Source organism: Streptomyces sp. NPDC033845 (genome assembly GCF_055576225.1).
Map to the genome: position 1 here is coordinate 22,234 of NZ_JBVIRI010000024.1, position 20,582 is coordinate 42,815.

19 protein-coding genes are annotated in these 20,582 nt (G+C 74.0%); 6 read left to right on the forward strand and 13 right to left on the reverse strand.

All coding sequences use genetic code 11. The features are described 5' to 3' along the window. Window positions 1-6: 6 nt before the first annotated feature. Together ACZ50K_RS32455 and ACZ50K_RS32460 are read left to right on the forward strand one after the other, a co-directional pair. Entirely contained in the window at window positions 7-1,404 is a 1,398-nt protein-coding gene (locus ACZ50K_RS32455; RefSeq protein WP_468909804.1) for an MFS transporter, read from the forward strand. 269 nt (window positions 1,405-1,673) lie between these two features. Further along, on the forward strand, window positions 1,674-2,048 hold the full coding sequence (locus tag ACZ50K_RS32460) for an RNA polymerase-binding protein RbpA (RefSeq protein WP_007262928.1): 375 nt from the start codon (window positions 1,674-1,676) through the stop codon (window positions 2,046-2,048). A 123-nt stretch (window positions 2,049-2,171) separates the two neighbouring features. Here the strand turns inward: ACZ50K_RS32460 and fxsA are convergent, their stop codons facing one another. From fxsA to ACZ50K_RS32480, 4 genes are all read right to left on the reverse strand, one after another. Continuing rightward, window positions 2,172-2,780, reverse strand: coding sequence for an FxsA family membrane protein (gene fxsA, locus ACZ50K_RS32465; protein WP_468909806.1), 609 nt, complete (start codon window positions 2,778-2,780; stop codon window positions 2,172-2,174). A gap of 125 nt (window positions 2,781-2,905) precedes the next feature. Further along, a complete protein-coding gene (locus ACZ50K_RS32470) occupies window positions 2,906-3,688 on the reverse strand; it encodes a polyprenol monophosphomannose synthase (RefSeq protein ID WP_468909809.1) in 783 nt (260 codons plus the stop codon). A 289-nt stretch (window positions 3,689-3,977) separates the two neighbouring features. After that, on the reverse strand, window positions 3,978-5,627 hold the full coding sequence (locus tag ACZ50K_RS32475; protein ID WP_468909811.1) for an amidohydrolase: 1,650 nt from the start codon (window positions 5,625-5,627) through the stop codon (window positions 3,978-3,980). 145 nt (window positions 5,628-5,772) lie between these two features. Further along, window positions 5,773-6,213: an Lrp/AsnC family transcriptional regulator gene (locus ACZ50K_RS32480; RefSeq protein WP_468909928.1), complete on the reverse strand. Its 441-nt coding sequence runs from the start codon at window positions 6,211-6,213 to the stop codon at window positions 5,773-5,775. A 213-nt stretch (window positions 6,214-6,426) separates the two neighbouring features. On the opposite strand from ACZ50K_RS32480, the gene ACZ50K_RS32485 reads away from it, so the two are divergent. Next, entirely contained in the window at window positions 6,427-6,885 is a 459-nt protein-coding gene (locus ACZ50K_RS32485; RefSeq protein WP_468909812.1) for a hypothetical protein, read from the forward strand. A gap of 58 nt (window positions 6,886-6,943) precedes the next feature. Here ACZ50K_RS32485 and ACZ50K_RS32490 read toward each other — a convergent pair whose 3' ends face one another. After that, a complete protein-coding gene (locus ACZ50K_RS32490) occupies window positions 6,944-8,113 on the reverse strand; it encodes a phosphotransferase family protein (RefSeq protein ID WP_468909815.1) in 1,170 nt (389 codons plus the stop codon). Between the two features lie 91 nt (window positions 8,114-8,204). After that, window positions 8,205-9,341, reverse strand: a complete 1,137-nt coding sequence (locus tag ACZ50K_RS32495; RefSeq protein WP_468909818.1) for an Rv3169 family protein — start codon at window positions 9,339-9,341, stop codon at window positions 8,205-8,207. A 227-nt stretch (window positions 9,342-9,568) separates the two neighbouring features. Between ACZ50K_RS32495 and ACZ50K_RS32500 the strand changes: the two genes are divergently transcribed. After that, window positions 9,569-9,847, forward strand: coding sequence for a hypothetical protein (locus ACZ50K_RS32500; protein WP_468909821.1), 279 nt, complete (start codon window positions 9,569-9,571; stop codon window positions 9,845-9,847). A 444-nt stretch (window positions 9,848-10,291) separates the two neighbouring features. Here the strand turns inward: ACZ50K_RS32500 and ACZ50K_RS32505 are convergent, their stop codons facing one another. The 5 genes from ACZ50K_RS32505 to ACZ50K_RS32525 all read right to left on the reverse strand — a co-directional run bounded on the left by ACZ50K_RS32505 (window position 10,292) and on the right by ACZ50K_RS32525 (window position 14,702). Then, a complete protein-coding gene (locus tag ACZ50K_RS32505) occupies window positions 10,292-11,467 on the reverse strand; it encodes an acyl-CoA dehydrogenase (RefSeq protein ID WP_468909823.1) in 1,176 nt (391 codons plus the stop codon). 154 nt (window positions 11,468-11,621) lie between these two features. Beyond that, the gene (locus ACZ50K_RS32510) at window positions 11,622-12,326 is read right to left on the reverse strand and encodes a TetR/AcrR family transcriptional regulator (protein ID WP_468909826.1); all 705 of its coding nucleotides are present in this window, start codon (window positions 12,324-12,326) and stop codon (window positions 11,622-11,624) included. 123 nt (window positions 12,327-12,449) lie between these two features. After that, a complete protein-coding gene (locus tag ACZ50K_RS32515; RefSeq protein ID WP_468909829.1) occupies window positions 12,450-12,599 on the reverse strand; it encodes an SCO1431 family membrane protein in 150 nt (49 codons plus the stop codon). Window positions 12,600-12,750: 151 nt separating this feature from the next. Further along, the gene (locus ACZ50K_RS32520) at window positions 12,751-13,185 is read right to left on the reverse strand and encodes an SPW repeat protein (RefSeq protein ID WP_468909830.1); all 435 of its coding nucleotides are present in this window, start codon (window positions 13,183-13,185) and stop codon (window positions 12,751-12,753) included. A gap of 92 nt (window positions 13,186-13,277) precedes the next feature. After that, window positions 13,278-14,702 carry a peptidase C39 family protein gene (locus ACZ50K_RS32525; protein ID WP_468909831.1) on the reverse strand — a complete coding sequence of 475 codons (1,425 nt, stop codon included), beginning with the start codon at window positions 14,700-14,702 and terminating at the stop codon, window positions 13,278-13,280. A gap of 174 nt (window positions 14,703-14,876) precedes the next feature. On the opposite strand from ACZ50K_RS32525, the gene ACZ50K_RS32530 reads away from it, so the two are divergent. Together ACZ50K_RS32530 and ACZ50K_RS32535 are read left to right on the forward strand one after the other, a co-directional pair. Further along, on the forward strand, window positions 14,877-15,512 hold the full coding sequence (locus ACZ50K_RS32530; RefSeq protein ID WP_468909833.1) for a uridine kinase family protein: 636 nt from the start codon (window positions 14,877-14,879) through the stop codon (window positions 15,510-15,512). A 356-nt stretch (window positions 15,513-15,868) separates the two neighbouring features. Continuing rightward, complete coding sequence (locus ACZ50K_RS32535) at window positions 15,869-17,860, forward strand: AAA family ATPase (RefSeq protein ID WP_468909836.1); 1,992 nt, start codon at window positions 15,869-15,871, stop codon at window positions 17,858-17,860. A gap of 61 nt (window positions 17,861-17,921) precedes the next feature. On the opposite strand, the gene ACZ50K_RS32540 is transcribed toward ACZ50K_RS32535, so the two are convergent. Both ACZ50K_RS32540 and ACZ50K_RS32545 read right to left on the reverse strand, forming a co-directional pair. Beyond that, on the reverse strand, window positions 17,922-18,956 hold the full coding sequence (locus ACZ50K_RS32540; protein WP_468909838.1) for a hemolysin family protein: 1,035 nt from the start codon (window positions 18,954-18,956) through the stop codon (window positions 17,922-17,924). Next, window positions 18,953-20,362, reverse strand: coding sequence for a hemolysin family protein (locus ACZ50K_RS32545; RefSeq protein ID WP_468909841.1), 1,410 nt, complete (start codon window positions 20,360-20,362; stop codon window positions 18,953-18,955). The genes ACZ50K_RS32540 and ACZ50K_RS32545 overlap by 4 nt, the downstream gene beginning before the upstream one ends. Window positions 20,363-20,582 lie beyond the last annotated feature (220 nt).

Below are 20,582 nucleotides of genomic sequence, written 5' to 3' on the forward strand. Positions count from 1 at the left end.
GCCGGTATGAGCGTGCGGGCCACGGATGAAGCGGAACCGGGCGGACCGGAGCCGGGCGGGAAGGCGGCCGCGGGTGCCGCCGCGGCGGCGCGGAGGCGCGAGCAGCACGGGTGGTACTTCTACGACTTCGCCTGCTCGGTCTACTCGACCAGTGTGCTGACGGTGTTCCTGGGCCCCTATCTGACCTCGGTGGCCAAGGCGGCGGCCGACGCCGAGGGCTTCGTGCACCCGCTGGGCGTCCCGGTGCGGGCCGGTTCCTTCTTCGCGTACGCGGTGTCCCTGTCGGTGATCGTGGCGGTGCTGGTGATGCCCCTGGTGGGGGCGCTGGCGGACCGCACGGGCCGGAAGAAGCCGCTGCTGGCCGCCGCCGCGTACACGGGGGCCGCGGCCACCGCCGCCATGTTCCTGGTCGGCGGGGAGCGCTATCTGCTGGGCGGGCTGCTGCTGGTGGTGGCGAACGCCTCGCTGGCGGTGTCGATGGTGCTCTACAACGCCTATCTGCCGCAGATCGCGGAGCCGGACGAGCGGGACGCGGTGTCCTCCCGGGGCTGGGCCTTCGGCTACACCTCGGGCGCGCTGGTGCTGGTGCTGAACCTGGTCCTCTACCAGGGTCACGAGTCCTTCGGGCTCTCCGAGGGGACGGCGGTGCGGATCTGCCTGGCCTCGGCCGGGGTGTGGTGGGGAGCGTGGGCGATCGTCCCGCTGCGCCGGCTGCGCGACCGGAAGGTGGTGCGGGAGCCGGCCGCGGCGGGCGCGCCGGTGGGCACCGGCTGGAAGCAGCTGGTGGCCACCCTGAAGGACATGCGCCGGCATCCGCTGACCCTGTCCTTCCTGCTGGCCTATCTGGTCTACAACGACGGCGTGCAGACGGTGATCTCCCAGGCCTCCGTCTACGGTTCGGAGGAACTGGAGCTGGAGCAGTCCACCCTGATCGTGGCGGTGCTGCTGGTGCAGGTGCTGGCGGTGGCCGGAGCGCTGGGAATGGGCCGGCTGGCCCGGGTGTACGGGGCCAAGCGGACGATTCTCGGTTCACTGGCGGCCTGGACGGTGACCCTGGCGGCCGGATACTTCCTGCCGGCCCGGACACCGGTGTGGTTCTTCGCACTGGCGGCGATGATCGGCCTGGTGCTGGGCGGCAGTCAGGCGCTGTCCAGGTCCCTGTTCTCGCATCTGGTCCCGGCGGGCAAGGAGGCGGAGTACTTTTCCGCGTACGAGATCAGCGACCGCGGGGTCTCGTGGGTGGGGCCGCTGGTTTTCGGACTGACCTACCAGGTCACGGGAAGTTACCGGGAGGCCATCGTCTCGCTGGTGGTCTTCTTCGCGGTGGGCTTCGTACTGCTGGCCAGAGTGCCGGTCAGGAGGGCGGTGGAGGAGGCCGGGAACCCCGTTCCCGCACGGATCTGAGGAACGGATTTAGACGTTGAAGTGAAAGGCCGGTAGTGTACGCCATTGGCCTGCCAGGCGGACCGTTACTGCGTGTTGCAAAAGTGAAGACGTTGGGTGACATCTGCTGCCAGATGTGACAAAACGGGCATTGGTGGGTACAACAAGGGGCGGCACGACGGGCGACGCGTGACCCGGAGCGGGAATCTATACCGCCGACCGGACGTTGACCGGATGACGACGACAGCGACACCTGTCCTGTGGGCGACAAAGCCCGGGAGGCACGATTCATGAGTGAGCGAGCTCTCCGCGGTACGCGCCTCGTGGTTACCAGCTACGAGACGGACCGCGGCATCGATCTGGCCCCGCGCCAGGCGGTGGAGTACGCATGCCAGAACGGACATCGATTTGAGATGCCGTTCTCGGTTGAGGCAGAGATTCCGCCGGAGTGGGAGTGCAAGGCGTGCGGCGCCATGGCACTCCTGGTGGACGGGGACGGGCCCGAAGAGAAGAAGGGCAAGCCTGCGCGAACGCACTGGGACATGCTCATGGAGCGGCGCACCCGCGAGGAGCTGGAGGAGGTGCTGGCCGAACGGCTGGCCGTTCTCCGCTCCGGCGCCATGAACATCGCCGTGCATCCGCGCGACAGCCGCAAGTCCGCGTAGCACGCCCCCCGGGGCGGGCCGCGCGGTCGGCAAGTGCAAGCAGAAGAGCCGCTGGGCTCCGACCCCCGAGGGGGTCGGAGCCCAGCGGCTCTTCGTCGTGCCCTGCGGCTTGGCGGCGGCTCGTCAGGGGGTGAGCGGGGGGTGCTCCTGGGCACCCGGGCGGCCCGGGCCGGGACCGGCCGGGCTGCCGTCCTCGCGGATCACCTCGCCCTGGACCACCTTGCCGTCCGGGTAGTGGATCCGGACCTGCTGGAAGGCGTCCCCGAAACTGCCGGCCGGAGCCGACTCCATCTTCTTCCGCAGGGACCGCTCGGCCCGCCGGCTCACCGCGGCGCGCACCGGCGGCAGCAGCAGGAGCAGCCCCGCCACGTCGGTCAGCAGACCCGGCACGATCAGCAGCAGCCCGGCCAGCATGGTCAGGCCGTTGCCCGAGCCCTTCCCCTCCTCGGGGACGGCGGTGGGCGGACGGCCCTGCTGCGCGGCCTCCTGGGCCCGCTGGAAGGTACCGGTGAGGTTCTTGAAGGCACGCCGTCCGGCCCTCTTGATCACCACCGAGCCCAGCACCAGACCGCCCACCAGCAGGGCGAACACGGCCAGCCCGCCGATCTGCCGGGACACCAGGCCGAGCAGCCAGATCTCCAGGATCAGCCAGGCGGCGATGGCCAGGGGCACGAAGGTGCGGGGGCGCGGGGGGCGCTTGCGGGCGGTAGGAGCGGGAACGCCGGTCGTCATACCACCCAGTGTGCCCGGTGGCCGGTAAAACCGGTGTCGGCCGGAGGTACCGGGCGCCCCCTAGGGGGCGCCCGGCGGATGCCCGAGAGTGGATGCCCGGCAACCTGGGGGCCGCGGGGGCCCGCTCAGGGCTTGGGGCGGGGGCTGCCGCCCGGGATGCCCAGCTTGGCGGCCCGGGTGCTCAGACCCCACGTGGTGACCCGCCACAGGGCCTCCACCACGATGTCCTTGCTCATCTTGCTGTCGCCGAACTCGCGCTCGACGAAGGTGATGGGGACCTCCACCACGTGGAAGCCCTTGCCCACGGCCCGTCGCGCCAGGTCGACCTGGAAGCAGTAGCCGGCCGAGGCCACCTCCTCCAGGCCCAGCCGCTCCAGGGTCTCCCGGCGGAAGGCCCGGTAGCCGCCGGTCACGTCCCGGATCGGGACGTCCAGCATCAGCCGGGAGTACGTGGACCCGCCGCGGGAGAGGATCTCCCGGTGCCGGGGCCAGTTGACCACCCGGCCGCCCGGCACCCAGCGGGAGCCCAGCACCAGGTCGGCGCCCTTGAGGGCGGTCAGCAGCCGGGGCAGTTCCTCCGGCTGGTGGGAGCCGTCGGCGTCCATCTCCACCAGCACGCCGTAGTCCCGCTCCAGCCCCCAGCGGAACCCGGCCAGATAGGCCGCGCCCAGGCCCTCCTTGCCCTTCCGGTGCAGCACGTGGACCTGCGGGTCCTCGGCGGCGAGCTCGTCCGCGAGCTTGCCGGTGCCGTCCGGGCTGTTGTCGTCGGCCACCAGGACGTGGGCCGCGGGAACCGCCGCACGCACTCGGGAGACGATCGGTCCGATGTTCTCCGCCTCGTTGAAGGTCGGAATGATCACCAGAGCCGTGCCGAGCGGCCCGTACCCCCGCTCACCGCCGTCGCTCACTGATTCCCCTTAGTACGTCCGGTCACAGGGGACCCACTCTAAAACAGCGGATCGGGGCCCGGTGCCCTTCGGGCCGGCCCGGCTCCCGCTGGCTGCGGGCGGCCGAAACCGTTGTCTACTGGACCGCCGGGCCCCACCCGGGTCGCACCAGCCGCCCGGCGAAACCTTCCCTCGCCCCCGAGGCGCGGGCGCGCTGAGCAGACGGATCCGTCCGGTACGGACGTCCTGTGGTGGACCCGGCCGAACCTATCCGGGTCCACCCGCCCGCGCCGAACGCAGGCGGACCCCGTCACCCCTGTGGGCGTACGAATACCTCCCGGCCGCCGACCACCGTGGCCAGGCACACCGGCAGCTCGGCGCCGGGGCTGAGGTCGGGCAGGCCCGGGGTGCCCGAGCGGGGGTCGGTGGACCAGCGGGCCACCCGGTCGTCGGGGGCCTGCACCACCAGGTCCCCGGTCCGCCAGAGGGCGTAGTCCGCCGGGGCACCGGGGACCAGGGTCCCGGCGTCGTCCCGCCCCAGCGCCCGCCAGCCGCCCCGGGTGTGCGCGGTGAAGGCGGCCCGTACGGAGATCCGGTGCTCGGCGGTGCGGTGGAAGGCGGCGGCCCGCACGGTCCCCCAGGGGTCCAGCGGGGTGACCGGGGCGTCCGAGCCGAAGGCCAGCGGCACGCCCGCCCGGAGCAGGGCCGCGAAGGGGTTCAGGGTGCGGGCCCGGTCGGCCCCCAGCCGGTCGGCGTACATGCCGTCGGGACCGCCCCAGTTCGCGTCGAAGGCCGGCTGCACCGAGGCGGTCAGACCGAGCTCGGCGAAGGCGGCGATGGTCTCCGGGGTCATCATCTCGGCGTGCTCGACCCGGTGCCGGGCGGCCCGGATCCGGGCCGTGCCGACCTTCTCGGCCGCCGCCCGGACCCCCTCGACCACCGCGCCGACCGCGGCGTCCCCGATGGCGTGGAACCCGGCCTGCAGGCCGGCCTCGGTGCAGTCGGCCACATGGGAGGCGATATCGGCCGCGTCCAGATAGCCGGTGCCGGTGTGGGGGGCGTCGCGGTAGGGGGCGTGCAGACAGGCCGTGTGGGAGCCCAGGGCACCGTCCACGAACAGGTCCCCGCCCGCGCCGACGGCGCCGAGCGCGCGGGCCCGGTCCAGGTCGCGGTCGGCCCAGTAGCCGAAGACGCGGGGGCCGGGTTCGGCCCCGGCGAGGGCCAGCAGGGCGGTGAAGTCCTCCTCGGAGGAGATGTCCGGTCCGCCGCACTCGTGCAGGGAGCCGATGCCGAGGGAGGCGGCGTGCCGGAGCGCGGTGCGCTGGGCCTCCGCCCGCTGGACGGGGGTGACGGCCGCGAAGGCGGCGGCGCGGACCGCGTGGTGGGCGTCGCGGGTCAGTGGCCCGCCCGGCTCGCCGGCGGTGAAACCGGCCCGCTCGCGGATCCGCGGCACCAGGTCGAGCAGGGCGGTGGAGACGGCCGCCGAGTGCACGTCGATCCGGCTGAGGTAGAGGGGGCGGCCGCCGACGGCCTCGTCGAGCTCGGCCCGGTACGGGGGGCGGCGCTCGGGCCAGCGGGCCGCGTCCCAGCCGTGGCCGAGCAGCACCCGGTCGGCCGGGCGGGCCCGGGCGTACTCCCGGACCAGGTCCAGGGCCTCGGCGAGGGAGCCGGCCCGGGTGAGGTCCAGGCCGGTCAGGGCCAGGCCGGTGGAGGTGGTGTGCACATGGGCGTCGGTGAAGGCCGGGGTCACCAGGGCGCCGTCGAGGTCGACGACCTCGTCCACTCCCCCGGCGAAGGCGTCGGCGGCGCCCTCGGAGCCGACCCAGGCGATGTGTCCGTGCTCGACCACCATCGCGGTGGCGAAGGGGTCGGCGGGACTGTGCACCTCGCCGCGGCGGAGGAGGACGGTGCGGGGGGGCTGGTTGCTGTGCGGGGTCGCCGCGCCATGGCCGTGCGTCATGGGATCAGTCTCGCGGGTGCGCGGACCCGCCGTGGCCCGGGGGTGCCGGGAGGGGCCGGCGCGGCGCCCGGCGGCCCTCCGCACCGTCCGCCCGGCCGTCCCTCAGCACCGTGCTCAACGCCGGGAGCGCGGCGGCCGGGCCATATCAGACGCGCGGGGGGCGGGACTCGTACGGGGTGGAGAGCACGACCGTGGTGCGGGTGGAGACCCCGGCCAGATGGCGCAGCCGGCCCAGCAGGTCCTCCAGCTCCAGCGGGGTGGCCACCCTGACCTTGAGGATGTAGTTCTCGTCGCCCGCGACACTGTGGCAGGCCTCGATCTCGGGCACCCCGGCCAGCCGCTCCGCGATGTCGTCGGGGGCCGACGGATCGAAGGGTTTGACCGAGATGAAGGCGGTCAGGGGCAGCCCGACGGCCTCGGGGTCCACGACGGCGGCATAGCCGCGGATCACCCCGCGCTGCTCCAGCCGGCGTACTCGCTGATGGACCGCCGAGGTCGACAGTCCCGTGGCCTTGCCCAGATCCGTGTAGCTCATCCGCCCGTCCCGCACGAGCAGATCCACGATCTGGCGGTCCAGCTCCTCCATTGCGCTCATAGCCGCTCAACCTAAGCCCCCGCGGCCGGATCGCCCAGTACCGTCTCAGCGCAGGAGGCACCTGCGGCGGGCATGTGACGAAAGCCACAGGGGTATGCACTCCTCCGCCGGGGTGATGTGGTTACCCGCGCGGCTTGGCGGGAAGTGCTTGCTGTGGCCGAGGCCGCACCTGCCAGCCCGGCCCACCCAAGGGGGAGTACAACCATGCCGAACACCAAGCGCACCGGCCGCAGCGAGCCGGAGCCACTGGAACTTCTCGACGTCTCCCACGGCGGCGACGCCGGGGGCCCCGACGACTCCGACTACCCGGAGGACGCCGAACCATTCGCGACCCACCACGCGACCTGCCCCGACTGCGGGCAGTCCATCGCGCTGGTCGCGGACGAGGAGCAGCTTCCGGAGCACGCCCTCTGCCTCTCCCCCTGGAACCCCTTCGGGCTGACCGTCTGCGCCGGAACCGGGCGGCCGGTCTCCGACGCGCTGCCGGTCATCGGCGGGACCGAGGGCGCGGAGACCGAGCTGGAGGCCGTGGTGCTGCTGGCCCTGCCCCAGGGGCTCGACTGGCGGACCCAGCCGTTCTCGCACGTGGGCGGCCCGGGCTCGCGTCCGATCCGGCTGGTGGCCGCGCCGCCGCAGCTGCGTCAGCACGTACGCGCCGCCTGAGGCGGACCGGCGGGCGGGCCGCCGGTCCCCTGCGCGCCCTGCCCCGCCGCGCCCGCGGCTATTCCTTCCAGTAGGTGCCCCGCACCATGGCGTCCAGGGCGGCGTGGTGCAGGATCAGGCCGTCGACGTCCTCGGCGGCCGCCGGGATCTCGACCTCCCCGAAGTGCGCCTGCCGGTAGGCGATCCGGAGCATCACGATGCCGTGCCGGAGGGCCGCGTACAGGGTGTGGAACTCCATGTCGCGCGGGGTGTGCCCGGTGAGTTCGGCGTACCGGCGTTCGATGTCCTCGCGGCGCAGGAAGCCGGGCAGGCCGGGCTGGCCGAAGGAGACGGTCAGGTCCTGGAAGAAGCGGTGCAGATAGACGGTCCAGCCGAGGTCGACCTCGCGCGGGGCGCAGGAGGCCATCTCCCAGTCGAGCACGGCGACCGGCTGGAAGCCGTCGTTCTGGTAGATGACGTTGCCGATGCGGGCGTCGCCCCAGTTGAGGACCGGCTCGCCCTCGTCGGCCGGCCAGATCTCCTCCAGCCGGGCGAAGGCGCGTTCCAGCAGCGGTGACCCGGCCAGACCCTCGACCACCCAGGCGTAGTAGGCGCGCTGGGCCTCGACATGCCGGCGCAGCGGGCTGCCGTGCCCCTTGCCCCCGGCGTCCTCGTCGTCCGCGTCCTCGTCGTCCGCGTCCTGGCTCCGTCCCCCGGCGGGTGGCAGCAGGAAGGCCGCCTCCCGGGCCGGGAACTGGTCGTGCAGCCGGGCGAGCAGCGAGATGCTCGCCTCCTGGAGCTCGGCGCGTTCGGCGTCGGTGGCGGAGTGCAGCCAGTTGCCCTCGTAGGTGTAGGGCATGACATCCGGCGGGACCCGCCCCTCGGCGCGGGCCATCACGAAGAACGGCGCCCCGAGCGGGGCCGGGTCCTCCTCCAGCCAGAGCACTCGCGGCACCGGGAGGTCGGTGTGCTCGGCGACCAGGCTCATCACCCGGTGCTGGCGGGGCATGTCGTAGGTGGGGAAGACGGTGTAGGCGGCCGGGTCGGCGGCCAGCCGGAGGGCGCAGGAGCGGACCGGGGCGTCCGGGTGCTCGATGTCGAAGAGCAGGGTCTCGCTGGACATCCCGTTGGAGGCGGGGACGCTGACTCCGGTGATCCGGGCGCCGGGAAGCCGGCCGGCCAGCCAGACGCCGAGTCGGCGGCCGAGCTCCTCCGGGTCGCGGGTGGACGTGCGGGGACGGGGGGCCATGGCTGTCCCTTCGGGTCGGGGCGGGGGCGGGTCGGCTGGGGTGGGTCGGCTGCGGGCCTCGGGGTGCGGCGTCCGGGCTACGGGCTACGGGCTACGGGGCGACCGAGGCGTAGTCGGTGAAGCCGCTCGGGTCGTGGCGGCCGAAGCTGCCGTGCTCGAAGATCCCGTAGCCGGTGCGGCCGTCGAGGGTGAAGCGGGCCGAGTGGTCGGTGACCCCGTACGCGGCCATCGGGTGCGCGGAGGGATCGCTGAGGTCGTAGCGGCGGCGGTCGGTCCAGCCGCGGCCCTGCCAGCTGCCGTGCTGCCAGTCGTCGGCGGGCGGATAGCCGGCGCCGACGGCCAGCGGGGAGGAGGCGAGGATCTCCACGCCGAGCTCCAGGGGTTTGCGGGAGACCGGGTCGGTCAGGTGGATCACCGCGGACTCGGGGTGCCGGCTGCCGGGGCGGTAGCGGATGTCGCTGTAGGGCCAGCCGAGTTGGATGTCGGGGCGGCCGGCCGACTCGGGCAGCACCTGGACGGCCTCGCCGAGGGTGCGGTGGCCGTCGGCGTCCTCCTGGACGATGACCATCAGGAAGCGGTCCTCGAAGCGGACCGGGATCCAGAGCCAGTGGAACCCCTCGGTGCGGTGCTCCTCGGCGGCCCGGCCGCCGTCCTCCCCGGGGATGGGGCGGACGCCCCAGCTGCGGTCGCGGGTGCCGGTCCACTCCCCCGGGGTCAGGACGGTCTCCTCGCCCTTGGCGCGGAGGGTGCCGGTGACCTGGCCGGCCTGGACGAACCGGCGGCCCTCCAGCATCAGGCGGTCCCCGCGCCGCTGGACGTGGTGCGGTTCCCAGACGGCCGGGAACTCCGCCGTCCAGACGAGGTCGAAGGAGAGGCCCTCGGGGTCTGCGGGGTCCGGGTCGCAGTGCAGGCCGAACTGCTTGAGCGGGACGTCGACGGTGATCCGGATCGGGCCCACGGAGAGGTCCATCCGGTCGTCGGTGAGGGCGTCGGAGGCGCGTACGGCGAGGAGTTCGCCGCCGGTGCGGAGGGTGGCGTAGGCGTCGATGACCCCGGCGTTCGGGTAGACGCCCAGGCCGAGGATGAGGAGGGCACGGCCGGTGTGGTCGAAGACGTGGAAGATGCAGCGGTCATAGGCGTTCCGGTCGCCGGTGACCACGTGCTTCATCGACAACGGGGCCTGGTGGACGGGGTATTCGTCCAGGGCTACGGGACGGTCTGCGGGCATGCGGGGCTCCTGGCGCGGGCGGCTCGGCGGACGGATATGACGGTACGTCAGAAACCGCGCCGGGGAACAGGGTCGTGTCATTCCCTGACACCTCGGCATCCTGCGCCATGCCGTGTGGTGGCGGCGGCGCTCGCCCCCTACCCCCTTGCCCGGGGAAGGGGGTAGGGGGGAGGGGTCGAACGGATGGCCCCAGTGACCCGGGGCCGGGGGCGCACGTTGGCCCTGGCATGACCCTGCTTGAGGCTTCGACCGGGAGACGGCGGCGGCCGGTGGCGGCCCCGGGTTACGAAGAATCGGTTCACCGACTGACCACCCCGCCCACCGCTGCCTCCCCCACGGCTCCCGCCACCGCGTTTCCCGCCACCGCCCCGGACCCGCCGATCTACCGCGACCTGGTCGCCCGCTGGACCATCGAGGGCCGGACCCTCCCGGGACAGCGCGACCCGGAATGGCAGCGAGTGGCCGACACCCCGGTATGGCCGGACGGCCCCCTCTTCGACGGCTGAGGACCCCGGCCACGGGCGCGGCACGGGCGCCGGGCCGAAGGGCTCGGCCCAGGGGCCGGGCCGAAGCTGCGGGCCGAGGGCGCCGGGCACGGACCGTGGGCCACCGGACCGGACCGCAGGTCCCGCCCAGGCGGCAGGCCGCGCGCCGGGGCTGCGGGCCCCTGGCGGAGAGCCCCGGCCCGAGCCCGCGGGCCGAGGGCCGACCGGGAACGGCACCGGCGCAGACCCCGGGCCGGCCGGGGTCGCAGACGGCTCGGGTCCGACTCAAGACGGGGACGGGTCCCGCTCGCGGGGCCGGACCGGGGCTGAGCCGGACCGGAGCCGAGGTCGGACACGGGCAGGGTCGAGCCGGAGCCGGGCCGGACCGGGGCTGAGCCGGAGCCGGGCCGGGCCGGGGCCCGAGCTGGGCGGGGCCGAGTAGGACGGGCCCGGGATCTGCCGGGGTCAGGGGCGGGATTCGGGGCCGGCGAGGTGGCGGGCGATGACCATGCGCTGGATCTGGTTGGTGCCTTCGACGATCTGGAGGACCTTCGCTTCGCGCATCAGTCGCTCCACCGGGAAGTCCTGGGTGTAGCCGTAGCCGCCGAGGACCTGGACGGCGTCCGTGGTGACGGCCATGGCGGCGTCGGTGCAGAACAGTTTGGCCATGGCGGCCTGGCGGGAGAACGGGCGGCCGGCGTCGCGGAGCCGGGCGGCCGCCAGGTAGAGGGCGCGGCCGGCCTCGATGCGGGTGGCCATGTCGGCGAGCATGAAGCGCAGGCCCTGGAAGTCGGCGATGGGGTGGCCGAACTGCTTGCGGTCCAGTGCGTAGCCGAGGGCCTCGTCCAGGGCTGCCTGGGCCACGCCGATGGCGCAGGCCGCGATGCCCAGGCGGCCCGAGTCGAGGGCGGAGAGGGCGATGGAGAAGCCCTGGCCCTCCTCGCCGAGGCGCCGGGCGTCGGAGACCCGTACGCCGTCGAAGTGGAGCTGGGCGGTGGGCGAGCCCTTCATGCCCATCTTCTTCTCGGGCGGGGCCGAGGTCAGTCCGGGGGCGTCACCGGGGACCAGGAAGGCGGTGATGCCCTTGGGGCCGTCGGCGCCGGTGCGGGCCAGGACGGTGTAGAAGTCGGCGATCCCGCCGTGGGTGATCCAGGCCTTGGTGCCGTTGATGATCCAGTCGTCGCCGTCGCGGACGGCCTTGGTGGACAGCGAGGCGGCGTCGGATCCGGCGGCGGGCTCGGAGAGGCAGTAGGCGCCGAGCAGGCCGCCGCCGAGCATCGCGGGAAGGTGTTCGGCCTGCTGCTCCTTGGTGCCGTAGCCGGCCAGGCCGTGGCAGGCGAGGGAGTGGACGCTGACGCCGAGGCCGACGGTGAGACGGGCCGCGGCGAGCTCTTCGAGCACCTGGAGGTAGACCTCGTAGGGCTGGTCGCCGCCGCCGGATTCGCCGTCGTACGGGAGGCCGAGCAGACCGGCTTCGGAGAGGATCCGGAAGGTCTCGCGCGGGAACCGGCCGGCCTCTTCCTCCTCGGCGGCCTGCGGGCGGATCTCCCGGGCCGCGATGTCGCGTACCAGTGCGAGGAGGTCCCTGGACTCCTCGGTGGGCAGCTGACGGTCCACCGGCTGCGGGGCGCGGTCGGTCATGGCGGCGCTCTCCTCCCTCGTCGGGCACGGCGGCGACGCGCGGGGTGTGGGTCGCGCCGCCGGTCTCGGTTCTCAGGCAGCCGATGCCGCCCTTCCGGATCACGGAAGGGCTGGCGAGCGGCTGCGGCGGGTTGAGTATGCCCGATCGGATGCTTTACGTCACGGGTGCAAGATCGGCCGTTCCCGGTGCCCGGAGCGGGCTCCGCGGCGGGCCCTGGGGTGCTGCCTGGGGTGGGGCCGGACATTCGGGGAGGAACTCGGCGATCACCGTCAGGGTCGCACGCAGCTGGCGGACCAGCAGCGCGGCGAGTTCCTCTCGGCCGGGCTGCCCGGGGGTGCCGAGGGATCCGATCCAGTCCAGGGTGGTGCCCTCCACCCCGGAGAGCCAGCCGATGAGGGCGAGGCGGGCCAGGGCGGGGACGGTGCGGCGGCCGTAGGCGCCCTCGGCGATGGTGACCAGCAGTTCCTCGCGGACGGCGTCCCGGATGGCGAGGACCTCGGCGTCGGAGCCGACGCCGCCGGTGACGATGGTGCGGTAGGCGGCCCGGTGGTGCTCGGCGTAGTGCAGGTATCCGTCGACGGTCCGGCGGACCCGCTCGGCGCCGGGGAGCTCGCGCTCGCCGCCGGCCCGGGAGACCAGCTCGGCGACGGAGTCCTCGACGATGGCCAGGTAGTAGCCGCGCTTGCTCTTGAAGTAGTAGTAGATCAGCCCCTTGGCGACCCCCGCCTGCTTGGCGATGTCGTCCATCGACAGGGCGTCGTAGGAGGTGTCGGAGAACAACTTCCGGCCGATGGCTATGAGTTCGGCCCTGCGGGCCTGTGACCGGCCGGTCGCCCCGCGCTGCTGCCCAGTGTCCACATCCGGCCCTAGCCTCGAACTGCCAAAGATGCCCCGCAGTATCGCACCTCCACGGGAGGGCGGAGGCGGGACCGCGGGGCCGGGCGGGACGGTGGGGCCAGGGGGCCAGGGGGCTAGGGGGCGCTAGAACCAGCCGACCTGGGTGACGAACATGGCGACGACGACCACCAGGGTCCAGCCGAGGACGTTCTCCAGCCACTTGGAGTCCTCCCGGGGACCACCGGTCCGTACCAGGGTTCCGGGGCGGTCGGAGGCGGCGCTGTTCACGGTCATGGAGATCTCGCATCGGTTCGTCTGGCAGTGGACGGTGGTGCTTCCCCCCGGTCGTCCGTCCAATGTGCCAGCGAAGGGGGCCCCGGCGGTAGAGACGTTGGTCACTGCCGCCGGGGCCCGCGGCCCGGCCGGGTGCCCGGCCGGGGTGCGGTCAGCCGGTGCCGCGGTCCCGTCGTCCGCCCGCCATGGCCACCATGGCCAGGCCCAGGCAGAGGGCGACGGCTCCGGTGATCACGTTGCTGACCACGCTGCGGGTGGTGTCCATCTCGCCCGCGATGACCCACGGGGCGACGATGGTCCAGGCGCCCAGCGCGACGGCCGTCCAGGCCATCGCGTGGGTGCGCTCGTAGGCGGAGCCCAGCCCGCTCATGCAGACGCAGAACGCGATGCCCGCGATGAGGTTGTTGATCGCCAGCGGCCCGAGGTCGCTGAACCCGGCGATCCACGGCGAGGCCGCCAGGTACAGGCCCGTGATCAGGGCCAGGGTTTCCACCGCCTGGGCGCGGGGGGTGCTGGTGACCCGCTCGAACCGGGAGCGCATCTCGGCGAGGTCGGGGTGGTGCTCGATTCTGGCTTGGGTGGTCATGGGGGCCGCCTCCTGGAGACGTGTTCGATGCCCTTTATGTGACCTTTATTCCCTCTTGGCGCGCCGGTCATGCGGGAGGAACCGGCGGAAACTCAGAGGACTCCGACCCGCTGGAGGGCGGCGGTCTGGGCGGTGGTGGGGCGGGCCGGCACATAGAGGTAGCAGACCCCTCCGCTGCCGGAGGCGACCTTGCCGGCCGCCGTGTACCGCTTGGTGCGGAGCCAGACGTTCTCCCACTCCCGGCGGCGGTACACCCGGCGGACGGCGGTGTTGGTCGGCGAGTTGGGGTCGTTGGCGATCACGTCGCCGGCGGGGGTGAAGCCGATCACGGTCATCAGGTGGCCCGCCGTGCCGTAGCCCGCGCCGGTCAGCTCGCCCTCGCGGAAGGACTGCGAGGTGATGGCCGGGATGCCGGCCGCGATCAGGACCTCCAGGTCGGCGAGGGAGCCGAGCCGGGTCACCACGGCGGTGAGGTCCGGGTAGGTGGCGGCGTAGGCGGCGTTGAAGGGCCAGTTCCCGCAGCCCTTGTAGGCGTGGTCGTAGGTGGAGCGGGCCGCGTGGCAGACCTGTGGGTCGGAGTAGTCGCGCCGGACCCAGGCGAGGTCGGCGGGGGCGGGCTTGCGCCCCCAGTACTCGATGATCATCTGCGAGGAGGTGGGGCTGCACCAGGCCTCACCGCCGCTGTCGTACTCGGGGTAGCGGCCCGCGTGGATCTCCTGGGAGTAGCGGGGCACCTTCAGCTCGCGGGCCGGGCCGGGGGCGGTGGCCGGGACGGTGAACCGGTCGGGGACGTCCGAGGCCATCGCGCCGGCCAGCCAGACCAGCGGGGCGGCCGTGGAGCCGGGACGGCGGTGCAGGGTCAGCCGCAGCCGCCAGGAGCGCAGCCGGAGCCCCTTGGCCTTGGCCGCGTCGCCGAGCGCCAGGGTGTCGGTCCAGACGGTGGCCCGGCCGTCGGTCTGGCCGTCCACCGAGGTCCGGCGGATGTCGGCCTCGCCGGAGGCCCAGCGGCCGAGGACGAACCAGGGGGTGCTGGTGCCGTCGGTGTACGTGCCGCGGAGTTCGGTCTGCACCCAGCTGCCGGCCGGGGTGCGGGCGTTCCAGGAGGGGATGAGCTCGGTGGCCGGGACCGTGGAGGGGTGGGCCGGGGAGGTCCAGACGGCGTACTCCCAGGTGCTCTTGCGGCCGGTGTGCGGATCGGCGTACTCGGTGCGGCCGGCCGGGGCGGCGAAACCGAGGGCGGGGCGGGTGCCGGACAGGGCCGTGGTGCCGTTGTGGGTGCCGGAGCGCCAGTCCTGGTAGGTGGTCCAGAACCGGTTGTCGACGAAGGGCCCGGCCAGGGCGGCTCCCGCCGCGGCCGCGGCCGCGCCGGCGGGGACCGCGCCGTCCCCGGAACCGGCCCCGGCACCGGGGCCCGACCGCTCGGGCCGGCGGCCGGCGGCGGCGGCCGGGCCGGTCATGGCGGCGGCCGCGGCGAGGACGGCGGCGAGCAGGGCGCGGCGCGGGGCGGGGGCGGTCATCGGGAACCTCCGGGTCTCGGGGCGGCTCGGACCAGCCTTCCAGCCCGCCCGCACCCGATCCAGCCCCGGCCCCCGCCCCGCGTGTCGCCGCCCCGCACGTCGCCCGTCCCGGGCCGGCCCGCCGGAGACGGCCCGGCCCGGGAGGATCCGGAAGAGACGGCCTAGGGTGGGCGGGTGGACACGGACGGGTCGCTTCAGGTTCTGGCGCGGGAGCTCGCCGCGCTGCCGCCCTCGCTCGGGCCGGTGCGGCTGATCGGGGTGGACGGGCACGCCGGGTCCGGGAAGAGCACCTTCGCCGGCCGGCTGGCCGCGGCGCTCGGCGGGGCTCCGGTGCTGCACCTCGACGACGTGGCCAGCCATGAGGAGTTGTTCGGCTGGACCGGCCGGCTGCGCGAGCAGGTGCTGGAGCCGCTGGCGGCGGGGCGGGCCGCGCACTGGGAGCCGTACGACTGGGTGGAGCGCCGGTTCGGGCCGGCCCGGGTGCTGGAGCCGGTGCCGCTGCTGCTGGTGGAGGGGGTCGGGGCGGGCCGCCGGGCGCTGCGCCCGCATCTGGCGCGGCTGTTGTGGCTGGAGACGCCCCGCGAGGTGTCCTGGGGGCGCGGACGGGACCGGGACGGGCGCGAACTGGGCGGGTTCTGGGACGGATGGGAGCGCGCGGAGTCGGAACACTTCGCGGATGACCCCTCACGCCCCTTCGCCGACACCCTGGTGCGGCAGAGCGGTACGGGATACGAGTGGACTTCCGTGGCCGCTGCGACAGCGGGAACCACCCCTTCGGTGACCGAGGGTGACGGACTCCCCCGGGCCTGATCGCTTCCGGAATCCCGCTCTCCCGGGGCCCGCCCGCGACCGCTTGACCCGGGTGCCGCGACGGCCTTACGTTCTGAATGCACGGCCTCACGAGGCCGCGGCGGACGCGAGCCCCCGGTTGTTCCCCCGTGATCGGGGGCTCCGTTCCGCCCCACGGGGCCCTTCGACCACCCCCGTTCTTCACCCTGCGTGACCGAGGCGCCGCCGGGAAGCCCTTCGATCGGTGCGCGCAGCGCACTGCGTAAGCCCGGTGACCGCAGGTACGATGCCAGCCTGATTTCATCGGCGCACAGACAACTCACGTGTTCGAAACGATGGTTGGCGCGCACCACGGGGGCAGGCTTGTGGGGGATGTGATGGATTTCGGCACGCAGGGCAGCGGCAGCACGCACGCCCCGGCCGAACTCGCCTGGCTGCGGGGGGTGGACGCCTGCACCATGGGCGCCTATCCGCAGGCCGAGGAGGAGTTCCGGGCTGCCGTACGGCTCGATCCCACCATGGCCGACGCCTGGCTGGGGCTGCACGCGCTGCGGGTGGACACCACCACCGCGCTGCTGCGGATGTACACCCACCGGGACCGGTTCGGCGAGCAGCGGGCCCGGCACCGGAGGACGCTCAACTCCTGGTACTGGCTGGGGTGGTGGGTGCAGCCGGTGCTGGAGAGCCCGCGCGATCTGCTGCTGGCGCACGCCTCGCACTGGCTGGACAGCCGGCACGTGCCGGAGCTGGACCAGGCGCTCGCCGCGCTGCCCCCGGTGGACGCCGATCCCCAGGTGCGGTTCCTGCACGCCTGCCGGGCCTATCTGGTGAAGGACTGGGACCATCTGGTCCGGCACACCGAGCCGCTGGTGGACGATCCGCTGCTGGGCATCGAGGCGGGGCTGTTCGGCGGGATGGCCCGGGTGCGGCTGGAGATGTACGGGCAGGCGGAACCGATGCTGTCGGCCGCGCTGATGCGCTGCCGGAGCGAGCAGCCGCAGCGCAAGGAACTGCGCTACTGGCTGGCCCGGGCCCACGAGGGGACCGGCCGGAGCGCGGCGGCGCTGCCGCTGTACCGGGCGGTGCACCGGGTGGACCCGGCGTTCATGGACACCGCGGCCCGGCTGACGGCCATCGCCGAGTCGGACGGGCTGGAGGGCTACGACCTGACCCCGGTCGGGGGTGACTTCGCGGCGGTCGTGCCGACCCTGGCCGAGCCGGATCCGCTGCTCGGCGGCGAGCCCCCCGACCAGCGGTACGGCGGCCCGGCGGCCGGTGCCGCGCTGGCCGGCGGGGGCGGCGGCGGGCTGGGCGCCGGCCCGGGATCCGGGACCGGGTCCGCCGCGGGGCCGGGGGCGGGCATCGGCGGGCCCGGGGTGCCGGGCCCCGGCGGCGGGAGCCCGGTCGGCGGACGGCTGGACGGGGTGCGCCGCAAGGCGCCGGTGCCGGCCCAGCCGGTGCCGCCCGGGCTGCCGGCCGGACCGGCCGATCCCGCGCTGCTCGCCGAGGCGCTGGCGGAACTGGAGCGGATGGTCGGTCTGGAGCCGGTGAAACGGCAGGTCAAGGCGTTGTCGGCGCAGCTGCACATGGCCCGGCTGCGGGCCGGGCAGGGGCTGCCGGTGCAGCCGCCGAAGCGGCACTTCGTGTTCTCGGGGCCCTCCGGGACCGGGAAGACCACGGTGGCCAGGATCCTGGGCCGGGTGTTCTACGCCTTGGGGCTGCTCGGCGGAGACCATCTGGTCGAGGCCCAACGCGCCGATCTGGTGGGCGAGTTCCTCGGGCAGACGGCGGTGAAGGCCAATGAACTGATCGATTCGGCGATCGGCGGGGTGCTGTTCGTCGACGAGGCGTACAGCCTGTCCAACTCCGGCTACAGCAAGGGCGACGCGTACGGGGACGAGGCCCTCCAGGTGCTCCTGAAGCGGGCCGAGGACAACCGGGACCACCTGGTGGTGATCCTCGCGGGCTATCCGGCGGGCATGGACCGGCTGCTGACGGCCAATCCGGGACTGTCCTCACGGTTCACCACCCGGGTGGACTTCCCCAGCTACCGGCCGCTGGAACTGACCTCGATCGGCGGGGTGCTGGCCGAGGCCAACGGGGACCGGTGGGACGAGGAGGCCCTGGACGAGCTGCGGAGCATCAGCGGGCACGTGGTGGAGCAGGGCTGGATCGACGAACTGGGCAACGGCCGGTTCCTGCGGACCCTGTACGAGAAGAGCTGCGCCTACCGGGACCTGCGGCTCGCCGGGTACGGGGGCACCCCCTCCCGCTCGGACCTGGCCACGTTACGGCTGCCGGACCTGATGCAGGCGTACGGGGAGGTCCTCTCCGGCCGCGGACCGCAGCCGGACCCGCCACCGCTGTGACGGCCGCGCCCCCGCCCCCGTACCGCCGGACGGGCCGGCGGCGGGGGCGGGGGCGCGGTCGTCAGGCGGGCAGCCGGTGGGTGGGGTCCCGGACCTCGCCCACCAGCATCTCCAGCACGTCCTCCAGGGCGACCAGGCCCAGCACCCGGCCGGCCGGATCGGCCACCTGTGCCAGATGGGTGGCCTCCCGGCGCATCGTGGTGAGGGCGTCGTCCAGCGGGAGGGCGGCGGCCAGCGTGGTCATGCGGCGCCAGCTGCGCTGCGGGACGGGACGCTCCCGGTCCTCCAGGTCGAGGACGTCCTTCACATGGACGTAGCCCATGAAGGCGCCGCCGTCCGAGCGGACCGGGAACCGGGAGTAGCCGGTGCGGACCGTGAGCTGCTCGATCTGCGCCGGGGTGGCCGAGGGATCGACCGTGACCAGCCGGTCGGCGGCCAGCAGGACGTCGGTGACCGGGCGGGTGCCCAGTTCCAGGGCGTCCTCCAGGCGTTCCTGCTCCACCGGTTCCAGCAGACCGGCCTGCCGGGAGTCCTGGAGCAGCCGGCCCAGCTGGGCGCTGGTGTAGACGGCCTCCACCTCCTCCTTGGGCTCCACCTTGAACAGCCTCAGCACGGAATGGGCGCAGGCGCCCAGGGCCGCCGTGACCGGGCCGCAGACCCGGGCGAAGGCCACCAGTCCGGGGCTGAGCCAGAGTGCCGTGCGCTCCGGGGCGGCCATGGCGAGGTTCTTGGGGACCATCTCGCCGATCACCAGGTGGAGCAGGACCACCGCGGCCAGGGCGCAGGCGTAGCCCAGCGGGTGGACCAGCCCGTGCGGCAGGTGCAGGGCGTGGAACAGCGGTTCCAGGGCCCGGGCCACGGTGGGTTCGGCGACCGCGCCCAGGGTGAGGGAGCAGACGGTGATCCCGAACTGGGCCGCCGCCATCATGCGCGGCAGGTTCTCCAGCCCGTGGAGCACCTGCCGGGCCCGTTTGGAGCCGGCCGCCAGGGGTTCGATCTGGCTGCGGCGGACCGAGACCAGGGCGAACTCCGCGCCGACGAAGAAGCCGTTGGCGAGGACCAGGAACAGCGCGAAGAGGAGTTGCAGGGCGGTCATCGGAGCGCCCCCTCCAGTTCGGCGGCCGGGCGGGCCGCGGGGCCGGGCCGCTCCGTCCGGGCGTACGGCGCGGCGGTCGCGGCCGAGGAGGCCGGTGCCGGGACCGTGCGGACCAGCCGGACGCGTTCGGCGCGGTTGCGGCCCACCTGGCGGACGGACAGCTTCCAGCCGGGGAGTTCGGCCCGGTCCCCGGGGGCGGGGATCCGGCCGAGGAGGTCCGCGACCAGTCCGGCGACGGTCTCGTACGGGCCGACCGGGACGTCCAGGCCTATCCGGCGCAGGGTGTGCACCCGGCAGCTGCCGTCGGCCTCCCAGGAGGGGCGGCCGTCCTCGGCGGCGATCTGGGCCAGCTCGGGGCGGGCCTCGACCCGGTCGTGCTCGTCGTGGACCTCGCCGACGAGTTCCTCGACGATGTCCTCCAGGGTGACCACCCCGGCGGTGCCGCCGTACTCGTCGACGACCACGGCCATCGGCTGTTCGCTGCGGAGCAGTTCCAGCAGCGGCTGGAGCGGCAGGGTGCCGGGGACCCGCAGCGGGGGCAGCGCGATCCGGGCGACGCTGGTCCGGGCCCGTTCGGGTTCGGACACGGCCAGCGCGTCCTTGAGGTGCACCACCCCGGTGACCTCGTCGATCCGCTCCCGGTAGACCGGGAAGCGGGACAGGCCGGTGGCCCGGGTCAGGTTGAGCACGTCGGCCGCGGTGGCGGTGGACTGGAGGGCGCTGACCCGCACCCGGGGGGTCATCACGTGCTGGGCGGTGAGCCCGCCCAGCGAGAGGGTGCGGACGAACAGGTCGGCGGTGTCCTGTTCCAGGGCGCCGGCCTGGGCCGAATGCCGGACCAGGGAGACCAGCTCGCCGGGGGTGCGGGCGGAGGCCAGCTCCTCGGCGGGCTCCACGCCGAGCGCCCGCACGAGGCGGTTGGCGAGGCCGTTCAGGCCGGCGATGACCGGGCGGAAGACCCGGGAGAAGGCGTGCTGGGGGCCGGCCACGAACCGGGCGACCTGGAGCGGCCGGGAGACCGCCCAGTTCTTCGGGACGAGTTCGCCGACCACCATCTGGACCGCGGAGGCCAGCAGCATGCCGATGACCACGGCCAGCGAGGGTACGGCGCCGGCCGGCACCCCGGCCGCGGTGAGCGGCACGGCGAGCAGCGCGGCGAGGGCGGGCTGGGCGAGCATGCCGACCACCAGGGAGGTGATGGTGATGCCCAGCTGGGTTCCGGAGAGCTGGAAGGAGAGCTCGCGCAGCGCCTTGACGACGGTGCGGGCGCGGCGGTCGCCTTCGGCGGCGGCCCGTTCGGCCTCCGGCTTCTCGACGGTGACCAGCCCGAATTCGGCGGCCACGAAGAAGCCGTTGGCGAGGATGAGAACGAAGGCCGCCAGGAGCAGGAGTAGCGGGATGGTCATGCCGCCGCCTCCGGGGGGAGGGCGGCGCGGGTACTACCGGACGATCCGTCCATTGCTGGAGGGAGTCACTCCTCTGGTCGCAGGTGCCCGTCGGCCCGGGAGGGTTCCGGGCCCGGCGGCCCGGGGTCACCGGGGCCGGCCGACGGACCCGGCGGCTGCCGGGTCCGGTGGGAGGGCGCGTGCCGCGCCCCGCACCAGAGTAGTCAGTGCGATGGCGGCC